The 17,520-nt window shown below is 45.9% G+C and carries 13 protein-coding genes and 1 pseudogene; 7 read left to right on the top strand and 7 right to left on the bottom strand.

Features of this window, described 5'->3' with window-relative positions; all coding sequences use genetic code 11:
• Position 1 precedes the first annotated feature (1 nt).
• The 6 genes and pseudogenes from IEV16_RS01700 to pilG form a co-directional block, all read right to left on the bottom strand.
• A complete protein-coding gene (locus tag IEV16_RS01700) occupies positions 2-943 on the bottom strand; it encodes a chemotaxis protein CheB (protein ID WP_188363926.1) in 942 nt (313 codons plus the stop codon).
• On the bottom strand, positions 936-7,142 hold the full coding sequence (locus tag IEV16_RS01705; RefSeq protein ID WP_188363927.1) for a hybrid sensor histidine kinase/response regulator: 6,207 nt from the start codon (positions 7,140-7,142) through the stop codon (positions 936-938). Before IEV16_RS01705 ends, IEV16_RS01700 begins: the two co-directional genes overlap by 8 nt.
• A gap of 2 nt (positions 7,143-7,144) precedes the next feature.
• Positions 7,145-7,996, bottom strand: a complete 852-nt coding sequence (locus tag IEV16_RS01710; RefSeq protein ID WP_188363928.1) for a CheR family methyltransferase — start codon at positions 7,994-7,996, stop codon at positions 7,145-7,147.
• Positions 7,997-8,025: 29 nt separating this feature from the next.
• Positions 8,026-9,042, bottom strand: a pseudogene (locus tag IEV16_RS13580) (methyl-accepting chemotaxis protein); the annotation flags it as partial.
• A gap of 1,023 nt (positions 9,043-10,065) precedes the next feature.
• Positions 10,066-10,608 carry a chemotaxis protein CheW gene (locus IEV16_RS01720; protein ID WP_188363930.1) on the bottom strand — a complete coding sequence of 181 codons (543 nt, stop codon included), beginning with the start codon at positions 10,606-10,608 and terminating at the stop codon, positions 10,066-10,068.
• Positions 10,609-10,613: 5 nt separating this feature from the next.
• Entirely contained in the window at positions 10,614-10,994 is a 381-nt protein-coding gene (pilG, locus tag IEV16_RS01725; protein WP_188363931.1) for a twitching motility response regulator PilG, read from the bottom strand.
• A gap of 348 nt (positions 10,995-11,342) precedes the next feature.
• Between pilG and gshB the strand changes: the two genes are divergently transcribed.
• The 5 genes from gshB to IEV16_RS01750 are packed head-to-tail and all read left to right on the top strand — an operon-like array spanning position 11,343 to position 14,979.
• Positions 11,343-12,281 carry a glutathione synthase gene (gene gshB / locus IEV16_RS01730; RefSeq protein ID WP_188363932.1) on the top strand — a complete coding sequence of 313 codons (939 nt, stop codon included), beginning with the start codon at positions 11,343-11,345 and terminating at the stop codon, positions 12,279-12,281.
• Positions 12,278-13,129, top strand: coding sequence for an energy transducer TonB family protein (locus tag IEV16_RS01735; RefSeq protein ID WP_188363933.1), 852 nt, complete (start codon positions 12,278-12,280; stop codon positions 13,127-13,129). Before gshB ends, IEV16_RS01735 begins: the two co-directional genes overlap by 4 nt.
• Positions 13,126-13,671 (top strand): YqgE/AlgH family protein, encoded by a 546-nt coding sequence (locus IEV16_RS01740; protein ID WP_188363934.1) that lies wholly within the window; start codon positions 13,126-13,128, stop codon positions 13,669-13,671. The genes IEV16_RS01735 and IEV16_RS01740 overlap by 4 nt, the downstream gene beginning before the upstream one ends.
• A complete protein-coding gene (gene ruvX, locus IEV16_RS01745) occupies positions 13,664-14,086 on the top strand; it encodes a Holliday junction resolvase RuvX (RefSeq protein ID WP_188363935.1) in 423 nt (140 codons plus the stop codon). Before IEV16_RS01740 ends, ruvX begins: the two co-directional genes overlap by 8 nt.
• Positions 14,083-14,979, top strand: a complete 897-nt coding sequence (locus IEV16_RS01750; RefSeq protein WP_188363936.1) for an aspartate carbamoyltransferase catalytic subunit — start codon at positions 14,083-14,085, stop codon at positions 14,977-14,979. Before ruvX ends, IEV16_RS01750 begins: the two co-directional genes overlap by 4 nt.
• Here IEV16_RS01750 and IEV16_RS01755 read toward each other — a convergent pair.
• On the bottom strand, positions 14,968-15,576 hold the full coding sequence (locus IEV16_RS01755) for a DUF2238 domain-containing protein (RefSeq protein WP_188363937.1): 609 nt from the start codon (positions 15,574-15,576) through the stop codon (positions 14,968-14,970). The genes IEV16_RS01750 and IEV16_RS01755 overlap by 12 nt on opposite strands.
• 277 nt (positions 15,577-15,853) lie before the next feature.
• On the opposite strand from IEV16_RS01755, the gene IEV16_RS01760 reads away from it, so the two are divergent.
• Together IEV16_RS01760 and IEV16_RS01765 are read left to right on the top strand one after the other, a co-directional pair.
• Positions 15,854-16,780 (top strand): aminotransferase class IV, encoded by a 927-nt coding sequence (locus tag IEV16_RS01760; protein ID WP_188363938.1) that lies wholly within the window; start codon positions 15,854-15,856, stop codon positions 16,778-16,780.
• Complete coding sequence (locus tag IEV16_RS01765; protein ID WP_188363939.1) at positions 16,777-17,508, top strand: sulfotransferase-like domain-containing protein; 732 nt, start codon at positions 16,777-16,779, stop codon at positions 17,506-17,508. Before IEV16_RS01760 ends, IEV16_RS01765 begins: the two co-directional genes overlap by 4 nt.
• The last annotated feature ends 12 nt before the right edge of the window (positions 17,509-17,520 follow it).

The following is a 17,520-nucleotide window of genomic DNA, read 5'->3' on the forward strand; positions in this document are numbered from 1 at the left end:
ATCACCTGTTTAATCGTTCTTTAATAAATTGTGCCATCTCTTTCGGGATTCCGTCAAAGCGAGACATTTTCAAAGCCCTCACTTCATCCGAAATCGATGACACGACACTGCTTTCTGCACTTTGGGTTATGATTGTACCACCATTATCAAACACATTGGTGGCACCCACCACACCATCAGAGGCCATACCGCTGAATACCGCCAAATTAACGGATTTTAACTGGTTTATAAGGTCACCACAAACATCATCAATACAAGGCGTGGCCGTGCGGTGCGGGTTCACATCTTTAACCGCAAGCCGACCATCACTTTGAAAGACAATGCTTTCATCCACCGGAATTAACAGCGCAGAACCGGGCTTGATGTTTAAACCCGATGTGGCTAAACTGACCGGAATTTTTTGATTTTTATTAAGCTGTTTTGCCATCATGCCGACAAATTCACTGTCCATATGCTGCACAACCACAAATAAAATGGGCTCATCTCCTTCAAATTCCGCCAAAAACCGGACAATGGCCTCGGGTCCGCCAATGGAGGCCGCCAGAATCCAAACCTGTTCAATACCCAGTGATTTTAACTTGAGTTTATCCTGCCGGCCGGGGTGACTAACTATAGGTAATAAATCATGTTTGGGATTTATTTTATGCAGTAAATGTCGGAGCCAACGGTTCTTATTCCAACCAACCAAATCATTACTGACCTGGGTGTCGTTAAAAACGATTTTAGCACCGGCATCTGTCAGTTCGTGTACCAACGGTTCAATGTTATAGTCATCATCAATCAAATTAATCACATAAGCATCAAGCTGTGAATCCATGCTAAAGTCATCAGCATCCAAAGTGACCACTTTATAATCATGTGCTTTGAGCTGATCGGCTAAATACACCGCTGAGGGCTGGGGCTTACCCACATGAATAAGCCCGATTGTTTTGACCTCAGACATCTTCCAAATTAAGCAGCTCTTTGATGTTTTCCAACAGTTCCAATTCCTGATAAGGTTTACCCAGATAGCGATCTACGCCAATGGCTTTGGCCCGGTCTTTGTGTTTCTGACCGGTTCGTGAGGTGATCATAATAATGGGTATGTCTTTGAATTTTTCCGATTGTTTCATGGCAGTTGCCAGCTCATAACCATCCATTCGTGGCATCTCAATATCCAACAACATCAAATCAGGGACCTGTTCCTGCAGTTTATTCAAGGCGTCCAAACCGTCTTTAGCGGTCATCACCTCAAAATCATTACGGGTCAGAATCCGTTCACCGGCCCGACGCATGGTAATCGAGTCATCCACCACCATAATGGTGGTCACATCCTCTTCTTCATGAACTTCCTGAACATCAATACCTTCGGCTTTCATGCGCTCAAGTTTCTGCATGTAATCACGGTGCATCGGAATGATATCCAGAATAAGTACCACCGCACCATCACCGAGAATGGTGGCACCGAAAATACCGGGTACCGAGGCCACCTGGATGCCCACGGATTTCACCACGATTTCGCGACCGCCGAAGGTCTGATCAACGCGCAAAGCCACACCCTGATCACCGGATTTTATCATCACCAAAGGCACTTGATCACCTTCGGCCATAATGTCTGAATCAACATTTAACAGTTTATTGAGCTCCTGAATTCGGTATTGCTCTCCGGCGTAATCATAATTTAAATCATCATCTTCCAGCCGACGCTTAAATTCATCCACCGTCATCCGAACCAGACCTTCCACACCGGAAGCCGGTATCGCATAACGGTGATCGGCCACTTGCACAATGAGGGCTTGTGTCAGCGCCAAAGTATAGGGCAATCGAATGGTGAATAAAGACCCTTTGCCGGCTGTGGAACTGATTTCCAATCCACCCCCCAGGCGTTTAATCTCGTTATTCACCACGTCCATACCCACACCGCGACCGGCCAGTTTAGTGACCTTATCCGCCGCTGACAGCCCACTGTGGGTAATCAACTGAGCAATATCGTTATCGCTGTAAGATTCATCTTTTTGAATGAGTCCGCGTTTCAGGGCTTTGGCACGCACCGCATCCACATCAATTCCGGCACCGTCATCCTGCACCGTAATCACCACCTCAGTGGCTTCCCGGGAAATATTGATTTCAATTTCACCTTGTTCCGGCTTATTCACAGCTGCCCGGTCTTCTTCCAAACCGTGAACAACCGCGTTTCGAATCATGTGTTCAAGCGGCGCCTGAATACCCTCTAACACCGTTTTATCCATTTCACCTTCAGAACCATGGATAACAAGTTTCGCATTTTTACCCAGTTCCTGGGAAGCGGTCCGCAAGACCCTGCGTAAACGTGGTACCAGGGAATTAAAGGTCACCAGGCGGGTTTCCATCAAACCTTCTTGCAGCTCTGTGTTTACCCGGGATTGCTGTATCAATAAAGTTTCAGACGAGCGCACCGATTCTTTGAGGTAGTTCTGAATGTTGGTCAAATCCGACACCGATTCAGACAAAGAACGCGATAACTGCTGGATGGTAGAGAACTGATCTAATTCAAGCGGATCGAAGTCTTCTTCAAGTTCTTCATCCTGCAGTTGATAGTTTGAAATAATCTGCGCTTCTGTTTCATGTTCCAGGTCACGCAACTGACGACGTACCCGTTCAACGGTGTTTTCCAGTTCGTCAATATTCAAGCGCAATTCCGCCGATTGCTGTTCCATGCGCGACCGGTAAATACTCACCTCACCGGCAAAATTTACCAATTTGTCCAGCAATTCTGAATTCACCTTGATCTGCCCACCGGAGAGCACATTGGACCTACGGGTTTGTCGCTGTGCTGCCTCAGGTTTATCGGAACCTGTCTCTGGTAAAGAGTCTGCCTGGTCTTCCATGCGATTTAAGGGATCAAAGAAACTCTGATCCAATTCAGATTCCTCTTTGACCTCCTCGCCCTCTGAGGACAACAGGTTTTCAATTTGTGTGGTGGCTTCGTCAATCGCGGTTAACTGGCCATAATCATCAGAACTGATCATTTCCAGCAATTGATCCATGGTGCTTGAAATAACTTGAAATTGACGTGGGCTCACCTCCATTTCTTTTCCGGCGATGGTTTCCAGTAAAGATTCTAACTGGTGGGATAAGTCACCAATCTGATTCAGACCGGCCATTCTGGCACCCCCTTTGAGGGTGTGTAAATCACGCTGTAAGGCCTGAACAGTGGCGGTATTATCCGGTTTATCTTCCAATTCAGCCATCAAATGCTCGGCCCGATCGAAGATTTCAGCAGCCTCTTCAGAGAAAATCTCCAACAGCTCTTCATCAACATCCAATTCATAAGCCGGTGTTTTATCTTCATCGGTTTCGGCTTCTTCGGTTTCGGCTTCTTCGGTTTCGGCTTCTTCGGTTTCGGCTTCTTCGGTTTCGGCTTCTTCGGTTTCGGCTTCTTCGGTTTCGGCTTCTTCGGTTTCGGCTTCTTCGGTTTCGGCTTCTTCGGTTTCGGCTTCGTCAGTTTCGGCTTCGTCAGTTTCGGCTTCGTCAGTTTCGGCTTCGTCAGTTTCGGCTTCGTCAGTTTCGGCTTCGTCAGTTTCGGCTTCTTCGGTTTCGGCTTCGTCAGTTTCGGCTTCGTCAGTTTCGGCTTCGTCAGTTTCAGCTTCGTCAGTTTCAGCTTCGTCAGTTTCGGCTTCGTCAGTTTCAGCTTCGTCAGTTTCAGCTTCGTCGGCTTCTAATTCATCACCATCGCTTTGTGTATCTGAGAGCCCATCTGATTCCGTTAACCCGTCGTCACTTTCTTCCGTCAGCGCCTGATCTAACAACAAATCCTCGGCATCGGATTGTGTATCAACCGTTTTGAGAGCGGCCACCCGCTCTCTAAAATAAACACTGACATCTTCATCATTGGGCATTTCGCCATTGCCCAGCGATGCCAGCTGACCCTTGGTATGCCGGATAAGAGCCTCTATTTTTTCAATATCCTGTTCACTGAACTGCTGATTGCTGTCATGTAAATGTAAAGCCAGTTTTTCAAGGGGTGTTGTCATGTTGGTGATGGCTTTGACATTGGCCATACTGGCTGCGCCGTTTAAGGTATGAACAGTTCGCACAAAATCGTCATTGACTGCTTCATTTGAACCGGCACGGTATTCATTCAGCTGGATTTCCATATCTTCTAAATGGCCACCCACTTCTTTTTGAAGAATCTGGATAAATGCCGTATCATGTTCCCAATCATCCACGTCTGTTTCATCCATCTGTGCTTGTTCCGTTTCTGCATCAGCCGGCACATCTTCATCCATGATTTGATCCATATCTACGTCAAAATCTTCATCTTCTTCAAAATCCAAGAAAACATCTTCCGATTCTTCAGTGGCTTCATCCAGAGCGGTCAAATCTTCGTCCAAATCTTCTGCTGACTGTGATTGTGCTTCATCTTCTGGTGTTTCAAGCTGTTCATCATCAGAATCTTGGTCCAAAGCCGCCAGTTCGGCTTCTAGATCATCGCTGTCCGCAAAATCAAAGCTGTCATCTTCTGATTCCGTGATGTCTTCATCATCAGCTTCCCAGGACAGTTCGTCACCATCTGATTTTTGCAGGCTCTCATCATCAGTTTCTTCAAACATTGAGGACGCTGCGCCGGATGCAGCTTGCGCCAACGTTTCAGTGGGTGGTTCATATTCGATGGGTTTGTCCAATTCATCCACATCCACATCATCAGCCTGTTCATCAACCCTATCAAGGTCCGGCTCGCTGTCTTCAGTGACCGAATCTTCGTTGTCATCGGCAGCCTCAGAAACGAATTCATCGGTTAATTCCTGCTTGTCGGAACCTTCATCAAAAGAAACATCTTCGGCAAAAACTTCATCAACATCAGTGTCTTCCTCATCTTGAACTTGATGGATATCATCCAGTGAAATCAGGTGCTCACTGCCACCGGCCACATTGTCTGCATTTTGTAACACCACCGGATACGCCGCCGGCACCGGACCACTATCTTTTAAGGCTTTCAATAACGCCTGAGCAAGCTGGATACCGGAAGACAACACAGACTTAAAATTATCACTGTATGTGATGGCACCATCCAGTGCCCGGTTACACATATTTTCTAATTTCCAGCCGAATTCCCCGATAACCTCAGCCCCCACCAGACGACCACTGCCTTTTAAGGTATGAAAAATGCGGCGGACTTCTATCAGATTTTCCTGGTTATTGTCTGGATCTTCCTGCCAGGCACGGTGTTGTGACTGAAGGTGCGGCAGTTCCTCTTCAAACTCTTCCACAAAGACTTCTTTAATAAAATCGTCGGCATCATCACCAAAAGTAACCCTTTCATCCGCACTATGGCTCACCGGCTCATCTGCTGAAATTCGAGTCTCTTTGAGCGGCGTTTCTCCTTCGACAGACGCTGTGTCTTGTGCCTGTGTTTGTTCAGCCCGCTCATCGTCCTGATCATTGGCCACCTGTTCAGTTTCCGGTATGGTCTCAATCATCCGTTCATCATCGGCCACGTGTTGTTGCAGAAGATCAATCTGACGACCCACTTCCTGCAGCAGGTTTTCTCTGATGCGGTTACCCTGATCAAGGTTTTCTAAATAATATTCGATGGATGACACCACCGTCGCCAGCTGCTCTAATTCTGCGGCCGAAGGTTTGGCGGATTTGGTCAGAATTTCCTGTTCAACATAACGAATTATTTGCTGAATGTGTTCTCCGGCCTGGCTCAGATCTAAAATATTTAAAGCACCGGCAATTTGCTTGAGCAAGACCGGATTATCTTCGACTTGATGCTTGTCCCAGGGGGCTTCTATGAACGCCACAAAATTGGCTTTGACCTGTTGCAGGTTAACAATAGACTCTTTGGCCAATTGCTTGACAATTTGCTTTTGTTCGGAACGGGGTATTTGATGATCTTGTTTATCATCCGTATCAGAAGTAATACCCAGTGACTGAATATGATCGCCCAAATCCGCTTCAATTCGTAATAAGGTTTGTGCCACATCCAGCAATACACTGTCCTTAGGTCGTTCATTGTCTTCAATAAATTGCTTCAATTCACTTTGGTGCGTCAACACATCATCCCTCGACACCCCCAGCCCCAGAATACCCAGGGTATCGGCTATCTTCTGTAAATTGCCCAGCAAAGGTGTGAGTTCATCTAACTGTGCTGATTTATTGCGAATAAATAAATCCAGTGATTCTTGCACCACCAAAATATCGTCCTTAATGGCCGATGAAACAGTTTGCAAAAGTTCTTTATTTTTGCCTGATAAGCTGCCTTCAGCATGTTTAATTTCGGCTTCATCAGGTATAAATTGATCCAGATGAAAATAGTCTTTAATCACATCCATTTTGTCGGCACCGGGTTCTCCAAGCGCAATGTAATACAAAAAATTACGCGTTAAGGCCCGACCTGTTGATTTAACCTGAGCATCTTTTTGGGCGATGTCTTTTATAAACAAATCCACTTTAGCGGCCAGCGATTTTATGGCAATGCTGTCTTTAAGTCGATTATCAGCCAAACCTTGCAACAGGCCGCTGTATACCCAAAAAAGTTGTTTAAAGTCAGTCTGCGGTAGAATCATCCGCAATTTAGACAAAATCTGTTGCAGCTGATTTATGGTCTGTTGGGTTTGTTCATGCTTGATCCATTTCAACAACGCCATTTGGTAGGCTGAACGGAGTTTCATTAAGGCGGTTTTCAACTGATTGCCCTGTAAAGCGATGTCCTGTTGCTGAATTTGTTCAGGAACACCCAGATTCAGATCGGGATTGAACAAAGCACTTTCAGATAACAGACGTTGACTGCGAACTGCCCGCAAATCATTCACCAACGGCAACAAGACGATGGGCACATCTTTGTGCCCCAGCTCAATGCGCTCTAAGTAATCAGGCAGCTGTAAAATACTGCGCAGTAATACATCAAAGGCGGCATCTTTATCATCAATACTGTCTTCTGACAGGGCTTTGGCCACCGCTTCCATTTCTTCAGCCACCATGGCGGCACCGTACAGTTCCACCATTTTTAAGGTGCCTTGAATCTGGTGCAGATAGGTGATGCAGAATTGCAACTGATTGCTGTCTTCAGGCTCTTCGATATACGCCATCAAAGCTTCTTTGGCGCGATTTAAGGTTTCATCTAGTTCTGATTTAACCCAGGTTAAAGTAGAGAAATCTATGTTGTCTTTATTACTCATAATTATGTCAGCCTAAATGCCAAAGTTCGCCCTTTTTCTACCCGTTGCATGTCTGCGTGTGACCATGCATTGATCTCAGTTTGACCCAGAATTAATAATCCACCGCGATTTAAGTGGGTCACCAATCCATCTAAAATTTGTCGCCGCACGTGGCGCTCAAAATACATCAGCACATGCTGACAATAAATTAAATCGTATTTGACCTGCGAAGGCCGTTTAACATCCAGTAAATTAAACACACCAAACGCGATGCGACGCTTAATTTTTGCGGACAGTGTGAACATTTCCTTATTTAATTCATTTAAATAAGGATGATAAATGTCATTGATTTGCTTTTTTTTGTCGATGCCGTAAATGCCTTGTTTGGCCAAGGCAATGGCAGGACTGCTGACATCCGTGGCTGTCACCCCATAATAGCATTTCTTGTCGGTTTGTTGACAGATATGATGGGCCACCAAAGCCAGAGAATAAGCCTCTTCACCAGTGGCGCAACTGACTGACCACATCTTGTACTTTAAGACATCATCACAGTCCGCTAAATGTGACTGAATATCTTCAGCCACCAGTTCAAAAGATGGCTGGTGTCTGAAAAAAGAGGTTTCATGAACCGTCAGTCGATCGACCAGTTGGGACCACTCCAGATTGCCTTCAACACCCGAGTTGATAAACGCCCAGTATTTATCATAACGCTGGTAGCCGATTTCACGCATCCGTGACCATATCTTGGATTGCAGGAACATTTTGCGCTCTTTGGGAACAATAATCCCCAGACGCTCTGCCAATAATCCGGCCCAACGTTGGTATTCGGCTTCGGTCAGTGGCGATATCTGAACAAACGGTTGCTGTTTATACATTTGATACATTTCAATTGCACGGCAATCTATTAATAAAATTCATCTTCCGGTAATTTAAAGTCTTCAACTGATTTTCTCAGTTCAGTAGCCAGTTCCACCAGATTACCAATCGACTCGGCCGTTTGTTGGGTACCGGCAGATGTTTGTGTGGTAATCTCTTGAATCACGTTCATGGTTCCGGAAATATTGGTGGCTGCCACCGATTGCTGACGGGCGGCTTCTGAAATATTCTGAATCAGTTCCGCCAGGTCATTTGATACCGTTTCAATTTCGGTCAAAGCCTCACCGGCATCCTCCGCCTTCCGGGCACCACCCACCACCTCAGTGGTCGTTTGCTCCATAGATTTAACCGCTTCGTTGGTATCGGTTTGAATGGTTTTCACAATGCCCTCAATCTGTCGGGTCGCACTGGAAGCCCGTTCCGCCAATTGCTGTACTTCATCGGCCACCACCGCAAAACCACGTCCGGACTCACCGGATGAGGCCGCCTGAATGGCGGCATTCAATGCCAAAATATTGGTTTGTTCGGCAATGTCGTTAATCAATTCTACGATGTTACCAATTTCCTGAGAACTTTCACCCAGGCGTTTAATTCGTTTTGAAGTATCCTGAATTTGGGTTCGGATGTTGTTCATACCTTTAATCGTGTCACGCACCACTTCGGCCCCGTTGTGGGCAATCAATACCGATCTTTGTGCCACGTCGGCCGACTCCAAAGAGTTTTTAGACACCTCGTCAATGGACACCGCAATTTCATTAATCGCCGCTGAAGCATTGGTGATCTGGGTGGCTTGATGTTCAGAAGCTTCCGCCAGATGCATCGCCGTGGCTTGTGCTTCCTGTGCCGCCGATGTCACACCCACTGAAGCATCATTAATGGTTTTTACCAATGAACGCAAGGCTTCAATCGCAAAGTTAACCGAGTCTGCAATGGCGCCGGTGATGTCCTCAGATACGGTGGCATTCACCGTCAGGTCACCATCCGCCAATGAACCCATCTCATCCAGTAAGCGTAAAATCGCCTGTTGGTTTCGTTCATTTTGTTCTTGGGCTACCGCTGCCCGGACCCGGTCATTGCGAGACAAGGTTCTGAATATCCACAGCAACCACAGGAAAGACAAGCCGGCAATCACCCAACCAATCAATTCAGAGGGCACCGTTTGTCTAATATTGTTCAGGCCGTTGCGTAACTGTTCGGCATTGGTAACAAACAACTCCACATCGATTTCGATGTCTGAAGCCGCTGTTTGCGCATCAAATAATTCCATGGCCCCCAAAACAGTCGATATATCCTCTTGCACACTGTCAAAAGCACTGAACACTTCACCCAGTGATTCAATCGCACGGTCATCTGAAATGGCATCAATGTCATCTGAACCATTAAACATAATATTCAGCACTTCCTGAAAACGTTTGGCATCTGTGTCCAAACTATCCGCCGCCTGAATGGAAGCTGCACCCCCTTTTAGGATTTCACTCATGCGTCGTAACATCCGATCCGCCAAAACCAGCTGTTGCGAAGCCAGATAAATTAAATCGCGATCACCGTTTATCGCCACCAGCCGTTTAACCACAGCATCTGAACTGGCTTGCAGAATCGGGATTTCAGAGGCGAATTTATCTGATATATCCGCCAGTTCAACAATGCGATCTCTTTGTTCGATAATGACCAATGTATTGGCGTTGATGCTTTGCCAATTTTCCTTGAGGGCGCTGAACTGAGGACTCACGGCAACCGGTAATGCCGGATAACTCGGTCCACCGTTATCTAAAGAGTTAACCGTATCATTGATAATGCGGCGTTCATTTATCAGCGCATCAAAGGCGTCGATGTCACCACCACTGGCCCGTTGCGCATATTGCGACAACTGCTGGGCTTTGATGTTAATCTTATCCACTTCCTGAATCTGTTCAGCCCGGTTCGACTCCACCGAGGCCAGCCACACAGAATGACCAAAGAAAGCCATTACCAAAATTACCAACACCATCAACTGCCATAAGGGCAGGGTACGTGTTCGTTGGTCTATATCTACAGCTGCACTGCTCATATTATCACTACCTCTATTAAACTAAACGGCGGCATTCTGGAATTTAATGTCAGAGACCAGATGATCAATCTCAAACACATTCCAAGTCACCCCATCATGACTGAAATACTTATCACAATATAAATAAACCCGGGAATCATCATCGCCCTCAACATCTTGCCGGTCGCTGACATTAAAATGACGTTGACCAAACACTTCATCCACCACCAGGCCGGCCTGACCACCCGGTTGGTTAATAACCAACATGCGGCTGTGTTTGGTGATTTTGGCTGATTCATCGGTTAAAAATGCTTTTAAATCAATGGCGGGTATGAGGTTGCTTCGAATATTTACCAGGCCCAGCACCCAGGTATCAATGCCCGGAATACGGATTAACTCCGGCAAAATAACCACCTCATTAACATCATCCACTTCGGCCACCAGATGAAAATCACCAATTCTGAATCCAATGCCTGACCAGTCACCCCGATCGGCCTCATCACTGGTGGCACTCAATGCATGGGCCAGGCTTCGTTGCTCATATTGTAGCAACAACTCAAATGGTTTAATGATTTGCTTGGTCATGATGATTAATCCTGTTTCACATGTTTTTCGATGGCGTCAATCAATTCTTCCTTGGTAAATGGTTTGGTCAAATATTCTTCGGCACCCACCACCCGGCCTTTAGCTTTATCAAATAAACCGTCTTTACTGGACAACATAATCACCGGCGTGGATTTATGTTCACTGTTCATTTTAATTAAGGCACAGGTTTTATAGCCATCAAGACGCGGCATCATAATATCCACAAAAATAATATCTGGATTTAAATCGGCAATTTGGGACAGGGCTTCATAACCATTATCAACACTAATGACGTCACAACCTTCTTTTTTTAAGAGTGTTTCGGCGGTTCTGCGGATGGTTTTACTGTCGTCAATAACCATCACTTTAAGACCTTCTAAATTCATATTCTCTCCAAGCTCATTAGCAATATTATTCGACGTTTAACATTTTACATTTATTATTAACTAAATCGTCTAAGTATGTCATTCTCAAGAAAATAACCGATTTAATTGACGATTACAAAACAATTTTCTCAAAATACCCTTTTTATTCCTCATTTTTTACATGACAACCATGACAACGCAAAAAAAACGGTACACAGTGACAATAATTATGCCTGACGTTTACAATTCATCATGAATTTTCGCCATTGAACGGCATTATCCCTGATAAGATTTTATCGGGTGCGGTAAAATCTCGTCATTAGCATATTATAATTCGAGACAATTAACAATTTATTAACCGGATAAAAAATGAAAATAGCCTTCGTGATGGACCCCATTGAATCCATCAAACCGCACAAAGATTCAACATTTGCGATGCTACTGGCCGCCCAAAAACGCGGTCATCAAATAGACTATATCCGACCCGAGGATTTATACACCTCAGCCGGCTGCCCGGCCGCCCTGTGTCAAACCATAACCGTGACCGATCAAAGCCACGATTATTATTCCCTGGACACCGTCAAAACCAAACCCCTGACTGAGTTCGATTGCCTTGCCATGCGTAAGGACCCGCCCTTTGACATGGAATACATCATGGACACTTATATACTTGAACTGGCCGAAAAACAAGGGGTGTTGGTGTTTAACAAATCACAGGCTTTGCGGGATGCTAACGAGAAATTTTTTACTGAATTTTTTACCGATTTCACACCGGCTAATCGTATCAGCCGCAACCCTGAATTACTCCGACAAGCGGTTCATGATTTGGATGAGGTTATTATTAAACCCATGGACGGTATGGGCGGGCAATCCATTTTCAAAACTTCCAAAAATGATAAAAACCTCAACGTGATTTTGGAGACAGTGACACAAAACGGCACAAAAACCACAATTGTGCAAAAATTCATTCCCGAAATCAGTGCCGGTGATAAACGTATTTTGCTGATTCAGGGTGAGCCCGTTCCCTATGCACTGGCCCGTATCCCTTCGTCACACGATTTTCGTGGTAATTTAGCTAAAGGAGGTCGAGGAGCAGGTGTGGAACTAAGCCGGCGCGATTATGCCATCTGTGAAGCCGTGGGGCCGGTGTTAAAATCCATGGGTATCGTGTTCGCGGGGATTGATGTGATCGGTGATTACCTCACAGAAATCAATGTCACCAGTCCTACCTGCATCCGTGAACTTGATCAAATCTACGGATTGGATATTGCAGGTGATCTGATCGACACCTTAGAAACCCTGTTATGAATGACCGTCGCATCACTGTCAAAGACAAAAATGTCATGACCTTTACATTGGCGGTGTTGCTTTTGGCCATGGTTATTCTCGGGGTATCCTTTTCATTTCAATCGCGTTCGCCCCACGTGATTCATAGTATGGATGTCATTCTGACCCAAAAAACCCACACGGATATTCCCGAAAAAGCCGATTATCTGTCTGCCAACAATCAGTTGGGAGGTGGTCAGACAGAGAATAAGAGCCGGCCGACTGACATTGCAAGTGGCCCTGCAGTCAATCCAGAAGGCCTGTCAAAACAGCAGACAAACGCTCAGCAAAAAAGCACACAACAACAAGATACCGCTGTGATAACCCAGACAAACGCGGAACACAAGCGCGTCTCAGAAAAACAGCAACAACCGCGAAAACCGAGTCCGCAAGAACATCAAAACAATTTAAAACAACAGAAACTGGCGCAAATGAAAGAGGAAATTGCCCGAAAAATACAACGCTACGCCAAAAAACCCCGCACCAAATATGTTTCCAGCAGCACCAAAGCCTATGAATATGCGCCCTACATTAATAAATGGGTGAAAACCATTGAACGAACCGGCGATTTAAACTACCCTGAAAAGGCCAAAAAAAAATCATTCCAGGGTGAAGTGATGCTCACGGTGGGCATCAACAAAGACGGCTCATTGCATGAAATTAAAATCATAAAACCATCAAAATACCGATTTTTAAATGAAGCCGCCAAGCACATCGTGGAGTTGGCACAACCTTTTGAGCCACTTCCGGAAACTCAGGAACCGGTTGATATTTTATATATCACCCGCACATGGCAGTTTCTACCCGGTCATTTACTGAGACAAAAATGAATTTAACCAATCAATTTTTAATCGCCCAACCCCATATGCCGGATGAACGGTTTTCAGAGGCCGTGATTTTGATTTGCGAACACAATGAACACGGGGCCATGGGCATCCGTGTGAATCGCATGAGTGACATTGATTTTGAAGAGGTTTTGATTGGACTGAATATTGAAAAAAACCGGGCGGTCAATAATCAGCCGGTTTTTGACGGCGGCCCGGTGAATGCCGAATGCGGTTTTATTTTGCATCGGGGCGAAAAACAATTTGACAGCTCTTTACAACTCACCCCTTCTCTGGCCTTGACCACCTCAAAAGACATTATTCAGGCCATCGCCGAAAATAACCTTAAGGGTGAGTGGCTGATGACACTTGGCTGCGCCACCTGGGATGCCGGGCAGCTGGAGGAGGAAATCACCAACAATGATTGGCTCTCGGGACCGGTGGATGAGAATCTGGTGTTTGACCTGAGTGAAAACAAATGGTCAAAGGCCTTGGCCTTACTGGGCATCAAGCCCCACCAGCTGGTAGATACAGGCGGCCATGCCTAAGACCGTGCTGGGTATTGACTACGGCCACAAACGCATCGGCCTGGCTGTTGGTCAAACCCTGACTGCCACCGCCAACCCCTTAAAAGTGATTGGCAATAACAAAGATACCTTAAACCAGATACAACAAGTGGTGCATGAATGGCACATTGATTTAATCGTTTTGGGTTTTCCTTTAACCATGGATGGTGAAGAACAACTCATTACCCGACAGGTCAAAAACTTTGCCAATAAACTTCGCCACCAAACCCAACGACCTGTTGCATTGAGCGATGAACGCTTAAGCTCCTATGAAGCGGAACGCAGTTTCCAACAACAACGCGCCCAAAACACCCGCAAGGCCAAGCATAAAAACATTTTAGATGCCCAGGCTGCGGCCATCATTTTACAATCCTGGTTTGATCAGCAAACATCATGAAACATTTACTGGACATTAAAGACCTGAGCAAAACCGACCTGAAACAACTGTTTGAACGGGCCGACAAGCTCAAAGCATTAACTTCAACAGAACGTATTCAACGCTTAACCGGACGTCAGGTGGTGTGTTTATTTTATGAAAATTCCACGCGCACGCTACTGTCTTTTCAGTTGGCCGCTGATGCGCTGGGGGCGTCTGTATTCAACTTACCCTTACAGCATTCATCGGCCCAGAAAGGTGAAAGTTTTACCGACACCATCCAAACCATTGCTGCCATGGCCCCGGATGCGCTGGTAATGAGACACCCCAAAGACCATGTCCACAGGGACATCGTGGATTTATTGCCCGAAAACGTACACCTGATTAACGCCGGCGATGGCCAGAACCAACACCCCACCCAGGCTTTATTGGATCTTTACACCATCGGTCAGCACAAAAGCCGTTTTGAGGGGCTCAAAGTGGTCATTATCGGCGACATTAAACACTCACGTGTGGCCAAATCATTGATTGACGGCCTGACCACGCTGGGCACATCAAACATCCATGTGTATGGTCCTGATCATTTAATCCCTGAGCCATATACCCCTTTAAAAGCACCGGATATGCGTGCTGCTTTAGATCAGACAGACGTGGTGGTAATGCTGCGCATCCAGAAAGAACGTTTTGAACAACATGAATCGCTGCATATCGACCGCTGGTTTGCTCAATATGGTCTTGATCAGGAAAAACTTTCCCTTGCCCAAAAAGATGCCATTGTGATGCATCCGGGTCCTTTAAACCGCGGCATAGAAATCAGCTCTGCGGTGGCTGATGGCCCTCAATCGGTGATTCTGCAACAAGTCCGTAACGGCGTCTTGATGCGCCAGGCGGTTTTGGACTGCTTACTGTCTTAATGCCCGTAACTGACGGTCATGCCAATGCGAAAACAGTCCCAAAGCCAATACCGCCCCAATCAAAGCCAGAAACATATCCGACTGGGTATCCCAAACATAACCTTGTGTTCCCAAAAATGACTCACTGGCCTCATCACTCAGCAAAGCCACCCACCACTCAATCAATTCATAAAACGCCGAAAATCCCAGACAAAAACTGACAATAAAAAAGTTCATCCAGGCGCGTGAATTAAACACATTAAAACGAACCACCAACTCCCGACACAATATCGCCGGCATCAGACCCTGAAAAAAATGACCCAGCTTATCGTAGTTATTGCGCTCCGGCCAAATAAACTGCATAAAACCGTCAAAATAAGGCACCCTGGCATAGGTGTAATGTGCCCCAACCACCAACACAATGGCATGTAAAAATATCAACACATACAGCAATCCGGTTAAACGGAATCTCCGGAACGTTAGCAATAAAATGACAGCCCCTAAAATCGCCGGTAACGCTTCCAATGCCCAGGTCGCCAGATCATACGGCTGATAAGCCGACCACCCCAAAACCAGCAGGAACACCGCCAGTAAAAACCACAAAAACTGAACTGTCATTATAACCGCCTCACTTAAATGAGACCTCTGCATAAGTCTGGATCTTTGGAAAAAAGAATTGAAAAGCTAAAGTTCAAGGCAGGAAACGCGAGTAATAGCAGGGCTATTGATTAGTTTTCTAACGCAGAAATTTAGCTTTTCAAACTTTTTAACATGATTCACGACTTATGCAGAGGTCTCTAAATGTTATTACCCTTGTCTTTGACTCCCTGACTAAATTTTATTTGCCAAACCGACCCAAAAATTCTACCATAAACTTTTTAATCTAAAAATCACCATGACAACAGGCAGCCACGCAGCAGAGAACGATTCACGCAATCAGGATGTCCTTATTTATATTAACGGCGAAATGGTGCCCAGAAAGGATGCCAAAATCTCCGTATTCGACAGCGGTTTTATTATGGGTGACGGCATTTGGGAAAGTGCCCGTTTGCATGAAGGTGTACTGGTGTTTATTGATGACCATTTAAAGCGCTTGTTTAAAGGGGCTAAAGCGCTGGCCATGGATCTCGAGTACAGTGCCGATGATTTTAAACGTATGCTGTACCAAACGGTGGAAGCCAACGACATGCATGATGACGTGCATTTACGTTTAATGGTGACCCGCGGCATAAAAACCACACCCTATCAGTCACCGGCGGCCACCGAGCCCGGTACCACCGTGGTGATTATTCCGGAGTACAAAACACCCTCATCACGCAAAAAAAACCAGGGCGTCAAATTATTCACCGCCCATGTTCGACGCGGTTATCCGGACATCCAGGACCATAAAATTAATTCACACTCGAAACACAATTGCATTCAGGCTTGTATTCAGGCCATTGAAGCCGGGGCCGATGAGGCTCTCATGCTGGATCCGCATGGTTTTGTCGCCACCTGTAATTCCACCCATTTTTTTATCGTGGTGGACGGTGAAGTGTGGACGTCCACTGGTGATTTTTGCCTCGGCGGCATTACCCGGGGCAAAATAATTGATTTATGCAGCCAGTTAAACATCCCGGTACATCAGAAAAACTTTTCTTTATTTGATGTCTACAGTGCCGATGAGGTCTTTATCACCGGCACCTTTGCCGGCGTCACACCGGTCGTATCCGTGGATGGCCGTAACATTGGTGAACCCGATCACTATGCCGTGATGAAAAAACTCCAAACCGGCTATCAGGCTTTGATTTACGAACAAGTCAGACAACACAGAAAATCATGAGTCTAACGCGCATTGCCATGTGGTCAGGACCACGTAACATCTCAACTGCCATGATGCGCGCCTGGGAAAATCGCGCCGACACCGTGGTCATTGACGAACCTTTTTATGGCCCATTTTTAGCCCATAGTGGTGAAAATCACCCGATGAAAGAAGCGGTTATAAAACATCAAGGCCGGGAATATGCGCCTGTTTTAGACACATTATTGGCGTCACAAGCCGATGCAGTCGATATTTTCTATCAAAAACACATGGCACATCATATGCTTGATATGACGTTTGTGAACGATTATCTGATTAAACCCTTTCGCCATGCTTTTCTTATCCGCGATCCGAAAGACGTGGTCCGTTCTTATGTACGTAAATACCCAAACATAACGGCCGAAGCCCTGGGCTATGGTCGCCAGGTTAAGATATTTAACAAAGTTCAGCAATACCTGAACCAAAACCCGCCGGTGATTGAATCTGTGGATGTATTAAACCGGCCGAAAGATACCTTAGAAAAATTATGTATCGCACTGGGGGTTCCATTTGATGATGCCATGCTAAGCTGGCCAACCGGCTATCGCGATTCAGACGGCATCTGGGCCAGTCATTGGTATAACCGGGTGATTGAATCCACCGGTTTTAAACCTTACCGAAAAAAAGACACACCACTGACCAAACGCGAAGCCGAAGTGGCAGCGGCTTGTCAGGCTGATTATGAATTTTTAAAAGAATGTAAGCTTTAACCCGAATACTCA

Source organism: Marinicella pacifica, assembly GCF_014636635.1.
Taxonomy (GTDB): Bacteria; Pseudomonadota; Gammaproteobacteria; order Xanthomonadales; family Marinicellaceae; genus Marinicella; species Marinicella pacifica.